The following is an 18,379-nucleotide window of genomic DNA, read 5'->3' as shown; positions in this document are numbered from 1 at the left end:
ACTCAACCCCTTTATTTGTAGGAAGAAGTAAACCGTGCTCCATTTACGCGTATCGTCCAGCAAATCGCCATGCTAGATCCATTTTTGAATTCATTTTACCCCGGCTCAACCGAGCTATCCAGGAGACCTAAGTATTCATAGAATTTCCACCGGATGGATGCCCTGATATCAACACGGGTCCAAGCACCAAGGTGCTACGCAGATCTCTGCAGACCTTCAGTCATGAACCCAGAGAATCACAGCTTGGATTAGGCACTCCAGCCATTCCTTCAAAAATGCACTCGGTTGATTCGTTACTAGATTAGTAGAAATGCTTGATACTATTTAGTTATCTTAAGGCGTATGAAAATCGCGTTGAGGTCGCCTGGATGGTCATAGCGATATAAGTCGAAATCTTCGTTCAGACTTTGGATATTCTCTGGGATCCATTCTACATTTTCCCACAGCTCCAAATCGTTTGAGGACTGTAAAAGGTAACTCAAGTTGCTTGCTTTACGAAAAGGATGTGAAACACGCCAGGATCCGGCTTCGGGCTCTATAGAAGGAATAAATCCTACAGAGCCGGGATCCGTTGGATCACCTCCGAGGGCGAATTCTTTTAAGTTACTCAGTGAGTCGCCATCAAAGTCTTCCGTAACTTGACCGATGTCGACACTCCAAGTATCCGCCCAAAGTTCATAAGCGGACCTAGCGCTTAGTATAAAAACACCATCTGAGTAGCTCCTCGAAAAAGGTTGTAGCCGGGTCACGACTTCTCCATCAATACGGAAATACCCTGCCTTAATAAGCTCATTCAAGAATTTCTTATCTGTTGCGGCCTTCTTTATTCTTATTTCAGAGTCTCCCGAGCGGTCAAAATTGATATAAGTGCCGCTCTCAAATTCGATCTGAGAATTCGGGGCAGTAAGCCATAGATCTCCACCACTAAGATTAACGAACGAGTTGTTTTCAAGTTTCAGGGTCGTATCCAACGACCATGTCCCCTCTTTTAAATTGACCATAGCAGAAGCTTCATCACTCTTACCTAATACAAAGCTAGATGCCTCGACAACACTTGTTCCTTTAGAATCATAGTTTATCTGCACATCTGATCCTGCTCCACTCCCGAAACGATATTCTTTGAGAAATCTAGGGTACTGAAAGGTAGCTTTGTCTCGAAAGTCCAGAACGATGCTATGTATGTTGGGTCGGGCCCCGGACTCCATTCTAGCATTTCCTGTAAAGATGTAAGTAAGCCCTGGCACAGATGATTTGTCATTAAAATTGACATCTACGTCATGCACGCGACCCACTTCACCAACTTTTGGTGCAACCCTGTTCGACCAGTTATCTGGCAAGTTCAAATCACCCCCAGCAGGTCCAACAAAGTGGTGCCTAAAGGTCGAAGAAGGCGACAGAGTAAGCACCCCGTTCTCGAATTTTCGTTCGAACGCGTCGACATGAGTTTCTATAAATCCGTCAATTTTAAAAAAACCGGCTTCAATAGCAGAGTCCATCTCGCGTTTACTAGATGCTTGAGTAAATGTGATAACCGAGCCCGAACCTTGAGAAAAATTAATAGATGCTCCCGGATCGAACTCGATGGAAGCATTCGGTTTGGTAAAGGTTAAATCTCCTCCATTTAGTTCCATGCTCGAGGCATTTTCTAAATACATAGGCGTTTCGACAGCCCACTCGCCATCCAAAAGTTTTACATGCGCACTCCTCTCTCCCGATTCTCCAAGATAAAATGCGGATGCTCTTATCTTGCTAGTGGCTGTCGATCGATAATCTAACTTCACATCACTTCCTGAATCATCACCCAAACGAAACTCCATGTTGCTTCGATCATAATCAAAACGAGCGGTATCATGAAACTCGATGGAAACACTATTAATTTTTGGACGGGAATGGAATTGCATTTCAGAATCGCCCTCTAAGATATATTGAACTTCCTCAACTGAAGCCGACGACGTGTAGCGAAAAACCTTATTATAGATCAGGCCCGTCTCACCCGAGGTTAAAGCTCTCCCTGATGACCAGCTTGCATCCGTGTTCAAGTCATCTCCATTCTGACCAATAAATTCATAGATGCCAGAAATCGCGCTCACAGAAACCACAGCGCTGGGTGCGCTTTCTTCGCTCAACTTCGTCGCTGTGACTCTGTAATAATACAACTCGTCGACTTCTACGTTCGTATCCAAATAGTCACTTTTTTTCAGATCTTTTTCGAGCAACACGAAAGGTCCGCCAGATTCATTGCTTCGATAAACTGAGTAGGATTCTAAAAAGGTTTCTTCATTGTCATCCCAGTCTAGGAACACTTGGTTTATTTCTCCGGAAGCCACAAGGCCTGTGGGGAGGGAGGGCCTAAGATCCTTGAGATCAAGAACGACCGTGCTCTTGTATATTTTGTCCCCATCACGCACCTTAAAAAGAAGCTCATAAATTCCCAAGGCATCAAAAGTAATCGTGGGATTCTGAGCATTCGGATTATCGAAGACTATTTTCCCCGGGCCAGAGATTTTCTTCCAAGTCATTAGAGGCTTGCGTTCCAGCAAATTTAGATCTCGAACAATTCCATCCAATTGTGCACTCTGGTTACTGGTTTGCTCAGCTACGGCAAAAAGAGTCAGTCCAGGAAGAAAGCGTCCCTCTCCACCCCACTCTTGTAATTCATCCCAAATACGGCCACTTTGCTGTTGCGGCACCATCACTTTGCGTAGGGCGCCCCACCCCATGCGCTCACGTAATTGTCGGTAATAAAGAGAGCGAGGGCTCACCGGCACATTTAAGGATTCCCAGATACCCGGAGAACTCTCAATGACACGGCCCTCAGTCTGTTTGGTGTAGTTCCCGATGCTCCAATTCATAGATCCAGCCGGAGCATCCACAGTCATTGCTTGGACTTCATTATTCCACACCATATGCTGAGCTCCTGCCCAACCGTGCCCACTGCCCGCACTCTCTCGATTTTGTATGTTTAATATTTCTACCTTAAGATTATCCCAGAGAAAGCCACGTGACCACCGGGAGTGAGGACCAACGTCAGTAAAGGCGTGTTCAGAAAAGCTATCGACAAATACATTCGGACCGGGACAAGTGGATCCAACGATAAAATCATGCCGGCCATTTCGCGCATAAAGCCTCTGAAATAAAATGTGTGTTGAATCATCAATATAAAATCCATAGCGAACACCTCCTTCCTCTATGCCTCGGTAGTCGATCATAGCGCTGTCTTGGACCGTCCCAAATTCACAATTACCCGTCACGCTGACAAGTGTTTTGCCAATGTATTGACCCGTTACTTGTCGAGCCCAAAAATTTCTAGATGCATTAAAGGATACCGCTACCCATGGCATATCATGCGAAAGAGGATATGAGTAATCCGCCGTGAAACGAAGATTCTCAATCCCCACCTGATTGACTTGGTTGTGCGTATACCGAACAACAGAACCACCGCCGTATTGGTCCTCTATCGGACTGATTGTTGGAGTCTGTAAGAGTAATGTGTCACCTTCGATCCCGACAATAACGTTCGGGAATCCAGTCTCACCGTATCGGTCTATACTCCAGCCATATGGCGGATTTTCTTCGGGTATGTCACTCGTAGATTTATCTGGAGCATAGATATCATCTAGCCATTTCTGATTGTAATTGTTATAGACAATGATTTGATCACCTACCTCAAAAACAGAGGCATCTTGGACCGCCATAGACCCAGATCTTACGGGCACTAGGCTATCTGTAATTTGAGTCCGTGTTTCATGCTCCACCTTTCGCGTGTTATTGCTCGTAAAGCGGACTCCCTCGATCTGCTTAGCAGTTGACATGCGAATGGTCGTACCATCAATTCCTTGCCCGCTACCTCGAATCACGATACCCGAAGCATTTACATTCAATGTCTGATCAATAACAAACTCGCCTTTTTCCAAAAGCAGTGCACCACGAAATCCTTCTGCATTGAGAGGAAGTTTCGCGATCAGATCGATTTCGTCCTGTATGCGTTGAGTGTCATTTTTCCCACTCGGCGCCAAAGTGCGAACACTCTGCACAAAGGGTATAGCAACACCGCCGCCGCTGTACCCTGAGCGTGACCAATCAGGAATTCGATGCACCGCATTGGTCTGTCCGTGATTCGCGTAATAGCCGTATTGCATTCGACCGTCTTCGCCTACCTTGGCGAGTTCTGTTGTGGCTGGTTCAACATCACGATCCGGCGCATTGATGTCTTCTATTTCTATATTATCGATAACATAGGAAACCCCCATACCACTTACGGAAGAATAAAACCCAGCCGATCCAAAATTATCTACCATGCCCGCTGTTGCCTTTGGATGCAGCGTATCTGAAGCTGTAAATTCATCATCTATGAACCAGTGAATACTATTCGCATCCATAGTTCTTTGCACTTCATCCGGACCCAAGTATGTGAAAGATTTCTCAAGATCGTTCACATACATCTCCATTCGATGAGTTCCTTTGGAAACGTCTACGAGAGGCTTGCTTGAATCATCAACCGCAAACCAACCATCCGCATTCAAAACGCCTTCAGCGTAACGAGCAAAATCTTTTCTGTAAGATCCCATATACTGCGCTGCACAGACGTATAATTGTCCATCTCCGCTAGCCTCCCCTGTGTAACGAAAATCAAAGCTAAAACGAAAGTTGGATGTCCCTAAGCTTTTTTCCATGGAAAAGCGATATTGCCACTCGACCTCCTCCTTTTGATCAGAGTCAAAAATCTTCATGGCTTTACCCGTATCCATCGGATTATCTTGCTCTCCTACCACGACCACGTAGGCATTTGCTGACAGAATCCCTGATCCTGTATCAAAACTTGGCGGCATTCCTACATCGTTGGGCCCATGGTTCCGGTCATAATGATCTCTTAGGTACATGTAACGTGCCGCGTGGATATCCGATAAACACCCTATCAAAAAGCATGCAACCAGCCATGATCGAAAAACTCTGAAAACTAATTGATGTCCAGTGTTGTGGTGCATAGTGATCTAGAAGCAAAGGCGGAGTTTAAAAATATTTAAACATATTGACACAGAGCTTAAAAGACGCATTAGCAGGCAGTGAAGATTTGCCAGCACCACTTGTGTCTCTGCCTCTTTTGTTGAGACGGCCCCGACCCTAGTAAACTTAGTTATTGCGTGCGCCATCAAAATTAATGGGAATAAAACTAATCTCATAGGCTTCTCCTTTAAAGTTAAAGGATAGCAGCCGATCGCTAGAAAACCAGGGAAAATGCCCTTTTGCCATCAAGTATTAGCCCACATGATTGGTTAGCTGATGGAAGATCTCCATAAGATTTTACTGGCAGAAAACATAAAGCCGCTTTGCAGAGAACGTTTTCTCAATCCTTGTATCCCAAGATTTCTTAACTGTACCAAAAACCATCCTGAAGAAAATCTATTGCCAAACTAAATCTACAGTGACACTCGATAGGGATTAGCCCGTAGTAGCTAAGTAAAGAGGACTTAAGCTATAGCCACCGTATCTTACTTTATGATCATATCCGCTTTAAGCTAATATAGAACCGAAAGACTTCTCTAGAGCTATCTCCTGAGAATGGCATGAGCGACTCTCAGGGGTCGCACTCTATCGCTTTCCTAGACTTTCCTAGAAAGGGACTTACTTGGTAATTCAACTCTAGGATGAGATTTGTGCAGGTTGAACTATTACGTTAATTTATGTGGCAAGCTCTTTAGGAAGTGTGGTTCCACGCGGCCTTAAACACTGAACAGCTTCAAGATATTCTTCAGCTCGACTGCTCAATGCCTCATCACTAAGGTCACCCCCAATAGCATAAGCTGGAAGATAAATCATTCCACAAAATGAGGCGGTAGCTTGCAGTGGTCTAAGGAGTTCGCTCAAAGTAAATTGACCAATCCCACCAGCCCGATACACGTCCGGATGGACGCCCAAAGTAGTGGCCACCATCAACTGCTTTCCTTTTAATTTCCCACCTCCTTCTCCAAAAGCCCAACCATACTCCAGAACGTCATCCATGTACTTTTTAAGTAAAGGAGGTGTTGAATACCAATATAAAGGAAATTGAAGGACAATGCGATCATGCTGAGAAAGGAGTTCCTGTTCCCTAGTAACATCGATCTTCCAATCTAGATATTCTTTATATAGCAGGTGAGTTGTAATACTCTTTTCACTCTGAACCTTCTCTATAAGTGATCGGTTCAACCTTGAATTTTCAAGGTCCGGGTGTGCAACAATAATAAGGACTTTCATCGTTCTAATAGCGATGTAAAAGCTAGTGGCAAATCCCCATATTCACAATCAAATCTCTCCACCTTATACTCAAATACTATTCCAAGAGCACCTCCCTGTATTCCTTATAATTTGAAGCACCTTTAAGAGCTACTCTAGAACATTTTAAAATTGTAAAAGGAGAATCATTAGAATGAGTGTGGTCACTGTGGCCATGAGAGTCCTAAAGCTATTTGAAGGCATCCACCTCGATTCAAATGCCTTCCTAAGCTCAAGAATTTCTTGTTCACTAGCCGAGTTGAGCTCAAAACGTTGCAACTTATTGTTCAAAGGCACATTTATGGCAAAGGTTGGCAACTGGACCCCAAACAAATAAATACAGCAGGAGAGTATGATCCACAAACGTTGCGTACCTTCCCATTGCCAAAAACTCATGGCTGTTAAAATAAGCAATAGAATAATCGACCCTAGCCAAGCTAGTACAAACATAACTTGATTATCTTGAATAACTTTATCCATGACTTTAAAAGCTTTTAGAAATTCCTTATCTTCTAGCATCTTAATGCCTGGCATAACAACCACTGCAAATGCAAAAACAAATCCTGCAACCAGCGAACAGAACAGGGTTGATAGGATCAATAGAACTGATATTAGACTCATGATTCTTTCTTTTTCTTCTTGTTATGAGTATCGAGTCAATCTTCTCAACCGCCTCGATACCCTATCATCTTTCCTAGCAGACAATCTCAGCACTCCATACACCAGATTCTGCTACTTTTTGGGCATAATCTGAAAAGTCCTTGGGTGGACGGCCCAGTGCACGTTGGATGCCATCACTTAAATAAGCATTTCTCCCATTAAGCACGGTTGAAAAAAGATAATCTAACATCCAAATAACATCCTTGGGTGCTCCAGCCAACTCTGCACTTGAGACAAAAGCCTTATGAGGAATTTGTGTGTACTTTATCTCTCTACCCGTCGCTTTAGACAATTCAGCAGCAGCCTCAGCAAATGTAAACAGGCGAGGGCCTGTTACTTCATAAAGCTCTCCTTTATGTCCAGGCTCAACGATAGACGTTACCACCACCTCAGCGATATCATCAACATCGACAAAGGGCTCGGGTGTATCTCCTGCCGGAAGCGCTATTTCGCCTCCTTGAACCATCTCGACAAAGGCACCTTCAGAAAAATTCTGGAAAAACCAACTAGCGCGAACAATCGTCCAAGCGATTCCTGAATTTTGCACAACTTTTTCACAAGCCTGAGCTTCCTCTTCGCCTCTGCCAGAAAGTAACACGAGGTGCTCCACTCCCTCACTCTTGGCCAAGTAAACAAAAGCCTGAATTGCATCTGCTGCCCCTGGCATAGCAAGATCAGGAGCATAAGTAATATAGACAGCCTTCACTCCCTCTAAGCAGGCCTTCCAACTACTTTGATGCTTCCAGTCGAAAGGCACAGTGGCCGACCTGGAGCCCACTCTTACCTTTATGTTCTTTTTCTTTAGTAAATCAACGACGCGTCTCCCTGTTTTGCCTGACCCTCCAATGACAAGTGTTAATCCGGTATTATTTCTTTTAGTATATTGTTTTTGTATCATCATGTTTCCTTTTATGTGTTGAACTCGAATGGTGTAATAGAAACACTACGATACATAGAAAGTCACAGTTCGTATTGACTAAGGCTGCCAATGAATTGACCCGACACGCCAAAAGCTCTTTCAAAAGCAGTTACTCTTGAGTCGATACGAACGGGGTGACTGCCCTTTCCAACGCCTAAAGGCACGGGTAAAGGCGCTTTGCTCGGAAAATCCCGTCATAAAAGCCACTTCCGCAAGAGTGTAGTCCGTTTCTTTAACCAGGCGTTCAGCTAGCTTTCGCCTAGACTCATCTACCAGGGTTTGGAACGAATACCCCTGCTCTGAGAGTCTGCGTTGCAACGTTCTTGCGCTCATAGCCATTTGTTTGGCAACATCCGGAACATGAGGAACGCCTTCACTCAGTGACCGGGAAACAATCACACGGACCTGATGGTCAAGGGACTTACTAGATTCTAATTTTGAAACTTCACTCTCAAGATGAGATTCAAAAAATTTCGAAATACTTGTATCACCCAGATGGTTAGGGGTTTCTAGAGATTCTTTTGAAACCAAGAGGGCATCGTTACTTGAATGATATTTTACGGGACAATTAAAATAAGCTTCGTGTTCCGAGATATCTTCAGGAGCAGCATGTTTAAAATAGATTGCCACTGGGTTGAACTCAGCCGTGGAAACCTGACGGCTAATGGAAACAATACTAGCAATCGTTGCTTCATTTGAAAGCCGCATACCAAGTCGTCTCTCACCCTCCCGATGCAGATGCATGAGTGCTCCACCTTCTATCTGTTCAACCTGATAGGTTGAGACACTTGTCAAAACCCTGGCATATCTCTGAGCCCGGTCATAAGAACCGCGAAGATTGATTGCTGATTTCCAGGCCAGCCCAAAAGCGCCATAATCATCACACCGCATCGATTCTCCAGCTTTTAAAGGAATCGTCTTACCATTTTGATCCTCTCTCGCAAGCCTTTCCAGAAAATCATAATACTCTGTGTCTCTTACCATCAAGGAAGGATCTATGGGAGCTTTTGGATCAATGCCCAGTGAGCCTAAGGCAGCATCTTTATCAATCCTGTCATCAACTTGTTGGATAACCTTCCAAGGAAACAATGCCGTAACGTAGCCCACCCATGATATATGAACTGGATAACCTAAATGTCAAAGTCTGATATACACTCTCACAAGCTAGACTTCGCCTTCAAGACAGTTACAAAGAAATGCTTTTTCTATGAAGAGCGCAAGACCAATTAGAACCGGAGCTTAGGTGGAAGGTTCTGGGATAGCAGCAAAAGAAACAGATCCTTTAGAACTAGGCGCATCGGTAGAAGGGAAATTATCAACAACAAGCGTTGTTCGCATAGCAATACCATTCGAGGTACTAGTTGGACCAAATGGCATCGGCAAGAATGGAAGCATCCGCAACCGCATCATTTAGAATTTGAGGATCAGGAAAATTAAGATCGGGCAAAGTATGATCAAAAAATAGCAGTAGATGTGGCGCTCTCTCTTATTAGTTGAAAATTAAATGCTGAGAGATTTGATAAAATTACATCAGACAAATCCTTTTCAGAACATGAAAATTCACCACACCTGAACTAGTTCCAACACTATACGGAGGCCCGATAACGGTTTCAGTTTAAATAAAAACGATAGTCGCTGCTTTTCTAATATTTAAATAGAGTATCATCAGCGGTAGAACCATAGTAATACCCATACACGTCTCCGCTATATTACCCAACCATATAGTAATAGATTGGTATTTTATCCATTCCTCCTTGGCAAAAGCCTATGCTATTATCAAACCGTGTTTCTAGTCTTTAACAGACAAAACGCATTAATTTCAATCTATTGGTAGACCCTTTGATTCAATCCGGATGATGACAGTAGGAACTTAAAAATCTGCGCAAGATCTTGGTCCCAAGAAAGAGAGAGCCTCCTAGAGGTATCATCTTTTGGAGCGATGTGATTGATGCATCTTCCTCGACGCTCTTTGCCTTGTGGCTCACAAGCCTTTACGCATCTCGTTCAATTTCTATTGCATCATTCGGGTTAAAACTTTTTCCCCTAGATACCCCGGTTAAACCGACTTATGACATAAAGAATGTGAATCCGTATGGGTATGATCCTTTGCCCATGTCCCAGATCATCTCATGACTCCTCCCTAACACCATACCTCACCGCCAACCCATGCTCTAACATCATCTCATGACTCCCCCATACTGTCATCCTCCGGCTCGACCGGGTGATCCAGAAGATTTGCGCAAAGGACCACACTGCTTAGATCAAGGTCAGCATCAGGAGATTAAATCTAAGGAGGTGATTATTCATCGCTTTTTACATCTGGATTAAGCCCCCAGACACTTTCCTCATTCAAGTCGATATAGCGCTCAAAGGTGCTAAGCCAACAATTCGAAAATTTTCTAAAAATTATATTTTATTCTTTTCTATATAATTCGTGCATGTATAAAAATTCCCGAATTGTATGGTTTAGGACAAATTACGCTGGCAGCAATCGCCAAAGACCTATTTTAGGGTAATTGCAGCCAGTTAGTTTGTTTATACACAAAAGTGACTGCAGATGTGAAATATTACTCCGAGACGACTGATAAAAAGAATATGAACCCTATGTACTTTACCGCATTAGGACACTTAAATGATACTACAACTACTAAGATTAAAGCTAGGCACATACTTTTTTGACCAAGCTCCCCAGAAAAAAGCTAGCGGCTTAGCCCTAGCCCACCCTTTGAAAAAAGGTTATGAGCTAACCACGAAGTCACGGGGACACTTCATGGGGGTTTTAGAATCTTGGGTCAACTTGTTTTCTCCCAATCTTTGTCTCTGTGATAAGCCCCTCGATACCTTTACTCAAGCAGTCAACTTGGAAATCTCTGAATGGAGGCTTGTTTGCAAGCAAAACAAAATGGAATCAACCTCGTAAGGAAAGGAAAGAATCATGAAAAATAGAAAAAACTTAACTCTGGCCTTATTTGCGCTAACTTTTTTGGTATTGCTTGGGGCATCCCAGCTAAGCCATGTATTCAAGCCCCATGAAAGCAATCAGAGAGTTGCCTCAGTAGCGACTTCCCAGCAATCAATTCCATCATTGACTCAAAGTGAAGCAGCTCATTCAGAGCTCGTCAGAGCTCAGAGAGCCACCACAGATCCCTCCCAGTTACCAGCAGAAGTTTTGGATAACATGAACGTGTTAGAAGTCCTGGCTGCCGATGAGATAGAGACGGCTTCCGGTGAGATAGAGATTCACAGTGTTATCAAAACGGATTCTATCTTGGGCAAGGTATTGGTGAAGCAAAATAGAAGCACCGGTAAAGTGCGGAAGTATCGTGCGGAGCATTTGGTCGTATCACCTACCGGTAACAATACAGAACTCACCGAATTGGCTGCGCTCTTGCGTGAATCCGGCTTTGAGGTTCATCAGCCCTACGAATTCACGCCCTTTCTTTATCTGACTCTCAAGGGACATACTCCCCAAGAAATCCGTAAAACCCTGGAGGAGGTTACCTCCCTGCTCTCGGATACCGATGCAGTGATTGAACTCGACGGCATAGGCAGAGCGGCTGGTGCTAATACCATCCCGCCCAATGACCCCGACTATAACGATCAGTGGCATCATCAAAAGATACAATCGGAAGCGGCCTGGGGAATGACCAAGGGAAGTGATGAAGTGCTAGTAGCCGTTTTGGACACCGGGTTGGCTGATTTAAGATTTGACCCCCATGACTTCCATGTTATTTGCGACTCCGAGGAATTTGCCGATCGCATCCACCCGAATGCGGCTAATTTTCTCGATTACCTTAGTGCACCACTTGATGAAAGTGACGATCATCACGGAACCGCAATGACGAGTATTCTTGCCGCCAATGCAAATAACAAGTTGTATGGTGCAGGCATTGATTGGAAATGCCAAATCATGCCCTTAAAAGTTATGGATAATTCGGGCTATGTGAGTAATAGTCAGGCTGCTACAGCAATTGAATATGCCCTATCCTATGAGGCTGATGTCATTCTTATGGGCTTTGCTAATAGCGAATATTCGTTTTTTCTTTCACAGGCAGTGGGAGCTGCCCACGCAGCTGGTACCGTTATGGTCGCACCTTCAGGGAACATCGCCGATAATAAGGTTTTCTATCCGGCAAAGTATCCGGAAGTTATTGCCGTTGGGGCTGTCGATAACAATGATATAATATGGTATGACGAATTAAACGACTCTGGAGGTGAACCGGTGAACGTCCAAGGTAGTAACTATGGTCCGGCACTGGATCTAGTCGCACCAGGAGCTTTGGTAAACTCAGGATTTGTAGGAGAAGACGGAGAAGGCTATGAGATGGTCACGGGGACCTCCTATGCCGCGGCTATGGTAGCTGGTGCAGCGGCTTTATTTTTATCGTTGGATAATACCTTGACTCCGGAAGAGATCAGAAGTTATTTGAAGGATGGAGCGGATCGAGTGCCAGGTACTAACGGTGATCCTGACAACAAGTATGGTGCGGGTAGGCTAAACATTTACCAGTCTCTCAAACTAAGATTCCCGGGTTATGAGTTCATTAAAGTAACCGACTTCGACGCTGAAAGCAGTGAGGATTGGAAAACCTTCAATTATAACCAACTCTACACGAATCCAATTGTCGTGGCCAGTCCTCTCACCGTAAATGATCAGGAGCCCGCTCATATTAGAATACGAAACGTGACACCAACAGGTTTTCAGGCCAAAATCGAAGAATGGAGTAATAGTGCTTTTAGTCCTGATCGAGGTCAACATTTCAAAGAAACCGTTTTTTTCATGGTCATGGAAAAAGGACTGCACTACATCGGCGGCAGGCATTGGCAGGCAGGTAGCGCACAAGTTAATAACCAGGACTGGAAAAAGGTTACACTTGATAACGCTTTTGCCGGGGCACAGACCGTTTTGCCCCAAGTAGTCACAACGACTCCTCATGTGAAAAATAGTAATAGTAATCACGCAGTGGTGGTGCGTCTTAAGGAGATTGACGGAAAACACTTTAAGATGTTGCTACAAGAAGCAGAGGTCAATCAAAAAGGTGGCGTGGTTCATCCGGATGAAACCGTGCATTTCATTGCAGTTCAACATGACAATGGGAAATCGGGCAGCACAAACTTCATAAGCTTTGAGACAGGTTGGACAATGGCTAAAGATACTGAGGTTGCCCCAGTTTCTTTTTCAAAAAAATATGGTGATATTTATTTCTTTGCTCAGCTCAGCACCTTTAACGAGGATGATACCTGTAATGTTCGCAACGCTTGGGATGTACCTCTGCAAGACTCTAAAACGGCAAGCATCGTCTTGGAGGAAGACTTTTCAAGTGATACAAGCGATAATAGGGATGCAACCCATGCTACGGAAAAGGTTCGTTGGCTGGTGGTGGATCCAGGTAAATTGGGTCGTTTAGTCAGTTCTAATGACTCGGATGACTCAGGCGACCCGGTTAATAAGCCAGGCGTAAACTTTGTCTCCTTATCAACTCTAAATCTGGATAAGAACTATAGCTCCATTTACATTGAGGCGGAGGCTTCCAGTAAGAAGAAGATAAGCAAGGTGGAGCTTTATCTCGATGGCCAATTGGTCAGAAAGGACACCAGCCCCAAATACAAATGGGATCAGGCGGATCCTGATTTGGTGGGCTTAAAACCTGGAACCTACGACCTAAAACTCAAGGCTACCGATAAGAAAGGGGCCACTGCCCAGGCCTTTGAGACCCTGACCATCGGAGGAGGAGCGGGTAATCAGTCCCCGAAAGTCTACTTTGATGAGTTATCCACCCTTCATCTGGATAAGAAGTACAAGTCCATTACCGTAGCGGCTGATGCCTATGACCCGGACGGAAGTATTGCCCATGTGGAGCTCTATCTGGATGGAGATTTCGTTGGGCGACAAAAAACACAAGCCTACAAGTGGAGTGGAGGCAAAAAGCTAATGGGATTGAAACCAGGGAGCTATGAGTTAAAACTCAAAGCCACTGACAACCAGGGAGCTATCGCTCAGGCTTTTGAAACTCTGAGCGTAGGAGGATCCGGCAGTGGACCTGGAGGCGGCGGCAATAAGCCGCCTGCGGTGAGCTTCAAGCCTTCATCCACTCTGGATCTGGATAAAGGGTATAAGTTTATGACCATTGAAGCGGAGGCCTCTGATCCGGATGGGAATATTGCGCAGGTGGAACTCTTTGTAGGCAACAAATCCAAGGGGAAACAAACAAAGCCCTCCTACAAGTGGAGTGGTAAGAACTTACTGGGCCTGGGTAAGGGAACCCATCAGATAGAACTCAAGGCCACCGATAACCAGGGGGCTACTTCCCAGGCCTTTGCCACCCTGAGCGTGGGAGGATCCGGCAGTGGACCTGGAGGCGGCGGTAATAAGCCACCTACGGTGAGCTTTAAATCCTCCTCCACCCTGGATTTAAATAAGGGCTATGGAAAGAGCTCCCTTTTGATAGAAGCCAAGGCCTCGGATGCAGACGGAAGTGTTACCCAGGTGGAGCTTTATCTTGGCAACAAATCGGTGGGACGACAGGGAGGCGCCCCCTACCTGTGGAAGAGCATCAATAACAAGAGATTGCAGGGCTTAGCAACAGGAACCTACAAGCTCAAGCTGGTGGCAACCGATAATGATGGCGCTACAGCTCAAGCTACCAAGAACCTGACCGTCAAGTCCACTCAAGCTAAAAAACGTTAAGCCTCCAGTCTGCTTGTCGAATCCCTATGACTTTTGATGTCTTGGGAGATGACATGCTCTCTCAAGAGTAGATCCGCTCAAGGCAATGCTTAAAAATTGCTTGCCCTGGATACCCCGGTTAAACCGGGGTATGACGTAAAGGGTGTTAAACCGTATGGGCACGATCCTTTGCCCATGTCCCAGATCATCCCATGACTCCCCCTATACCGGTCATTCCACGATTTGATCGGGGAATCCAGAAGATTAATTAGAGTAGAGGACTACGCTATTCCGACAAGACTCTTGCGGAAAAGGATACTCCGATAAAAGGACTCATGCAACAGGCCTGCTTGTTTCCCCTGGACAACCCGATTCAATCGGGTTGTGACGTAAAGGGTGTTAAATCGCATGGGTATGATCCTTTACCCAAGCCCAGATCATATCATGACTCCTCCCTAACACCATACCTCACCTCCAACCCATAACCTAACGTCATCCCGCACGACTCCCCCCAACTGCCATCCTCCGGCTCGACTGGGGAATCCAGTAGATTTCTGCAAAAGCATCACCTTACTTAACTCAAGAGCGGTATCTAAGTAATAAATCCATAATTTGCCTGATAAGCTTATATTTTTCTCTCCCTACGATTGTTTTTCTCCATACAAAGTCTCTATGAAAGAGATGAGACTAAACAAAGTCATCTTATCTAAAAGAAATTTTGTTCTTTACCATATTAACTCCTCCATATATAAAAAACAGAGTTTCTTATAAATACTATACACAGACTTACTCAGACACTTAATTATTTAATTTAGATCGTCCAGGACAAATTTGTTTCTAGATATAAAAAATAACTACAAATGTGAAATATCGCACAAGTCAGGAGCTAAACAAATAATGAACCACACATTCCTAACTCGATTGGGTCGCTCAAATGATGCTACTACTCAGATCAAAGCAACGCACCTGCCTCTCTAACCAAATTCGCAAGACCAAAACGATCGGCTTGGTTTTAGCCCATCTTTCGAGAAAGGATCATGGGCGAGTTAGGGGGGCATTAGAGCACCTCATAGCGGCTTTGCGGTCTTGGGTAGTTTTGTTCTCTGCGCATCTGAGTTTGGGCTATAGGCCACAAGATATTTTTGATCTAAAGGAATCCCAAGTTTAATGATTCAACGAACAAACTAAACTCAAAGAGGAGATCTATATGAAGGATAATAGAAAACGAACGCTAGCCTTATTTGCGCTAACAATTTTAGCCTTAATTGGGGTATCCCAGCTAAGTCGCATCTTGCCATCTGGTAAAACGGAGCAAAAGATTACCTCAGAAACTGCCTCTTATGACTCAATCCCCTCACTATCCAAGGATAGAGAGGCTGGAGTAGGGGTTGTTGCGGTTCAAGGCGCTTCAACAAATACATACCAGCTACCCTCCGAGGTTCTCGATGATATGAATGTCTTAGAGGTGTTAGCAGTCGATGACATAGCCACTGCTTCCGGGGAAAGAGAAATTCACAGTGTTATCGAAACGGATTCTGCCTTCTTGGGCAAAGTATTGGTGAAGCAAAATAGGAGCACCGGCAAAGTGCGTAAGTATAGTGCGGAGCATCTGGTCATATCGCCTACCCACAACAAAACAGACCTCACTGAATTGGCTGCGCTACTGCGTGAATCAGGCTTTGAGGTTCGTCAGCCCTACGAATTCACGCCTTTTCTTTATCTGACTCCCAAAGGGCATACTCCCCAAGAGATCCATAAAACCCTGGAGGAGGTTACCTCCCTGCTCTTAGATACCGGTGCGGTGATTGAACTCGACGGCATAGGCAGAGCTACCGGCGCTGATACCATCCCGCCGAATGACCCCGAGTATAACGGTCAGTGGCATCATCAAAAGATACAATCAGAAGCGGCCTGGGGAATGACCAAGGGAAGTGATGAAGTGCTGGTAGCCGTTTTGGACACTGGGTTGGCTTCGTTAAAACGAGACCTAACCAATGGCAAGCTTATTAGCCAATCCAACGAATTTGCCGGTCGCATCAACTCGAATGGATGGAATTTTGTCGATAACAATTATCTTCCACTTGACAAGAGTTACACTGCTCACGGAACCCAAACAACGAGTATTCTCGCCGGCAATGCCAATAATAACACTAAAGGAGCGGGTGTAGACTGGAACTGTCAAATCCTGCCCTTAAAAGTTATGGACGATCTCCGTAATGTGCCAGATTCTATAGCTTCTAAGGCCATTCTAGACGCCCTAGCATTTAATGCTGATGTTATTTATATGGGCTTTGATTCACCCGGATATTCCAATGTTGTCTCAAATGCAGTGGCAGCTGCCAGCGCAGAGAAAGTTGTTATGGTCTCAGGCACTGGGAACAACGGCTTAAATGAGGTTACCTACCCGGCAAAGTATCCAGAAGTCATTGCCGTTGGGGCTGTCGATAACAATGATGCAATATGGTATTACGAATTAAACGACTCTGGAGGTGAACCGCAGTTAGTCGAAGGTAGTAACTATGGTCCGGAAGTGGATTTAGTCGCACCAGGAGTTTCAGTAAACACAGGAAGTGGCACCTACCTGATGTCGGGAACCAGCTATGCTGCAGCTATGGTAGCCGGGGCTGCAGCCCTATTTTTATCGATAGATAATACCTTGACTCCTGAAAAGATCAGAAGTTATTTGAAAGATGGAGCGGATCAAGTACCAGGTAATAACGGCGATACTTACAACCAATATGGTGCGGGTAGGCTAAACATTTACCAGTCTCTCACACTAAGATTCCCAGGTTATGAGTTCATTAAAGTAACCGACTTCGACGCTGAAAGCAGTGAGGATTGGAAAACCTTCAAGTTTTCCCATACCTACACGAATCCAATAGTCGTAGCCAGTCCTCTTACTGTATATGATCAGGAGCCCGCTCATGTCAGAATACGAAATGTGACACCAACCAGTTTTGATGCCAAAATCGAAGAATGGAGTGATAGTGCTAATAGTAGTGATGGAGGTGCACATCTCGAAGAAACCGTTTTTTTCATGGTCATGGAAAAAGGACTGCACTACATCGGCGGCAGGCATTGGCAGGCAGGTAGCGCGCAAGTTAATAACCAGGACTGGAAACAGGTTACACTTGATAACGCTTTTGCCGGGTCACAGACCGTTTTGCCCCAGGTAGTCACAGCTGGTTCTAATGGGGATAATAGTAATCACGCAGTGGTGGTGCGTCTCAAGGATATTAACAAAAACACCTTCAATATGTTGCTACAGGAAGCAGAGGTCAATCAAAAAGGTGGCGTGGTTCATCCGAATGAAACCGTGCATTTCATTGCAGTTCAAGATGACAATGCGAAATCGGGCAGCACAGAATTCATGAGCTTTGAGATAGGTTTGACAATGGCTAAAGACACGAAGTATACCTCAGTTTACTTTTCAAAAAAATATAGTGATATTTATTTCTTTGCTCAGCTCAGCACCATTAACGAGGATGATACCTGTAATGTTCGCAACGCTTGGAATATACCTATGTATGATTCCAAATTTGTTGGCATCAATTTAGAGGAAGACTTTTCACTTGATACATACGATATGGATGCAACCCATGCTATGGAAGAGGTTCGTTGGCTGGTGGTGGATCCGGGTGACTTAGGCCGTTCAGTTAGTTCTAATGACCCAAATGACCCTCTAAATAGACCGCCTTTAGTGTTCTTTAAAGCGGCATCCACTTTGGATCTGGACAAAGACTATAGCTCCATTTACATCGAGGCGGAAGCCTCGGATCCTGACGGGAAAGTCACTTATGTGGAACTCTACTTGGATGATGATCTGGTGATGCGACATAAAAAAGCGCCCTACAAGTGGAGAGCAAAGCAATTACTTGGCC

9 protein-coding genes are annotated in these 18,379 nt (G+C 44.7%); 4 read left to right on the top strand and 5 right to left on the bottom strand.

Translation table 11 applies throughout. From position 1 onward, the window contains the following. Nucleotides 1–320: 320 nt before the first annotated feature. From AAGA18_04700 to AAGA18_04680, 5 genes are all read right to left on the bottom strand, one after another. Nucleotides 321–4,985, bottom strand: coding sequence for a hypothetical protein (locus tag AAGA18_04700; GenBank protein ID MEM9444633.1), 4,665 nt, complete (start codon nucleotides 4,983–4,985; stop codon nucleotides 321–323). A 694-nt stretch (nucleotides 4,986–5,679) separates the two neighbouring features. After that, on the bottom strand, nucleotides 5,680–6,234 hold the full coding sequence (locus AAGA18_04695; GenBank protein ID MEM9444632.1) for an NAD(P)H-dependent oxidoreductase: 555 nt from the start codon (nucleotides 6,232–6,234) through the stop codon (nucleotides 5,680–5,682). Between the two features lie 144 nt (nucleotides 6,235–6,378). After that, nucleotides 6,379–6,873, bottom strand: a complete 495-nt coding sequence (locus tag AAGA18_04690; protein ID MEM9444631.1) for an anthrone oxygenase family protein — start codon at nucleotides 6,871–6,873, stop codon at nucleotides 6,379–6,381. 73 nt (nucleotides 6,874–6,946) lie between these two features. Beyond that, on the bottom strand, nucleotides 6,947–7,813 hold the full coding sequence (locus tag AAGA18_04685; protein ID MEM9444630.1) for an NAD(P)H-binding protein: 867 nt from the start codon (nucleotides 7,811–7,813) through the stop codon (nucleotides 6,947–6,949). A gap of 117 nt (nucleotides 7,814–7,930) precedes the next feature. Next, nucleotides 7,931–8,938: an AraC family transcriptional regulator gene (locus AAGA18_04680; protein MEM9444629.1), complete on the bottom strand. Its 1,008-nt coding sequence runs from the start codon at nucleotides 8,936–8,938 to the stop codon at nucleotides 7,931–7,933. A gap of 136 nt (nucleotides 8,939–9,074) precedes the next feature. Between AAGA18_04680 and AAGA18_04675 the strand changes: the two genes are divergently transcribed. From AAGA18_04675 to AAGA18_04660, 4 genes are all read left to right on the top strand, one after another. Next, nucleotides 9,075–9,245: a hypothetical protein gene (locus AAGA18_04675; GenBank protein ID MEM9444628.1), complete on the top strand. Its 171-nt coding sequence runs from the start codon at nucleotides 9,075–9,077 to the stop codon at nucleotides 9,243–9,245. Between the two features lie 1,218 nt (nucleotides 9,246–10,463). Then, a complete protein-coding gene (locus AAGA18_04670; protein MEM9444627.1) occupies nucleotides 10,464–10,751 on the top strand; it encodes a hypothetical protein in 288 nt (95 codons plus the stop codon). Between the two features lie 15 nt (nucleotides 10,752–10,766). Then, on the top strand, nucleotides 10,767–14,519 hold the full coding sequence (locus AAGA18_04665) for a S8 family serine peptidase (protein ID MEM9444626.1): 3,753 nt from the start codon (nucleotides 10,767–10,769) through the stop codon (nucleotides 14,517–14,519). Nucleotides 14,520–15,705: 1,186 nt separating this feature from the next. Continuing rightward, the coding region (locus AAGA18_04660) for a S8 family serine peptidase (protein ID MEM9444625.1) at nucleotides 15,706–18,379 on the top strand (2,674 nt) is incomplete at its 3' end.

Source organism: Verrucomicrobiota bacterium, from assembly GCA_039192515.1.
In the GTDB taxonomy this organism is placed as follows: Bacteria; Verrucomicrobiota; Verrucomicrobiia; order Methylacidiphilales; family JBCCWR01; genus JBCCWR01.
Note: the sequence above shows the minus strand (reverse complement) of the source record. Positions and strands in the feature narration are given on the sequence as shown.

What these genes read in the sequence shown, in the direction of transcription:
- AAGA18_04695 (MEM9444632.1), bottom strand. Translation starts at nt 6,234, where the DNA reads ATGAAAGTCCTTATTATTGTTGCACACCCGGACCTTGAAAATTCAAGG.
- AAGA18_04690 (MEM9444631.1), bottom strand. Translation starts at nt 6,873, where the DNA reads ATGAGTCTAATATCAGTTCTATTGATCCTATCAACCCTGTTCTGTTCG.
- AAGA18_04700 (MEM9444633.1), bottom strand. Translation starts at nt 4,985, where the DNA reads ATGCACCACAACACTGGACATCAATTAGTTTTCAGAGTTTTTCGATCA.
- AAGA18_04685 (MEM9444630.1), bottom strand. Translation starts at nt 7,813, where the DNA reads ATGATGATACAAAAACAATATACTAAAAGAAATAATACCGGATTAACA.
- AAGA18_04665 (MEM9444626.1), top strand. Translation starts at nt 10,767, where the DNA reads ATGAAAAATAGAAAAAACTTAACTCTGGCCTTATTTGCGCTAACTTTT.
- AAGA18_04670 (MEM9444627.1), top strand. Translation starts at nt 10,464, where the DNA reads ATGATACTACAACTACTAAGATTAAAGCTAGGCACATACTTTTTTGAC.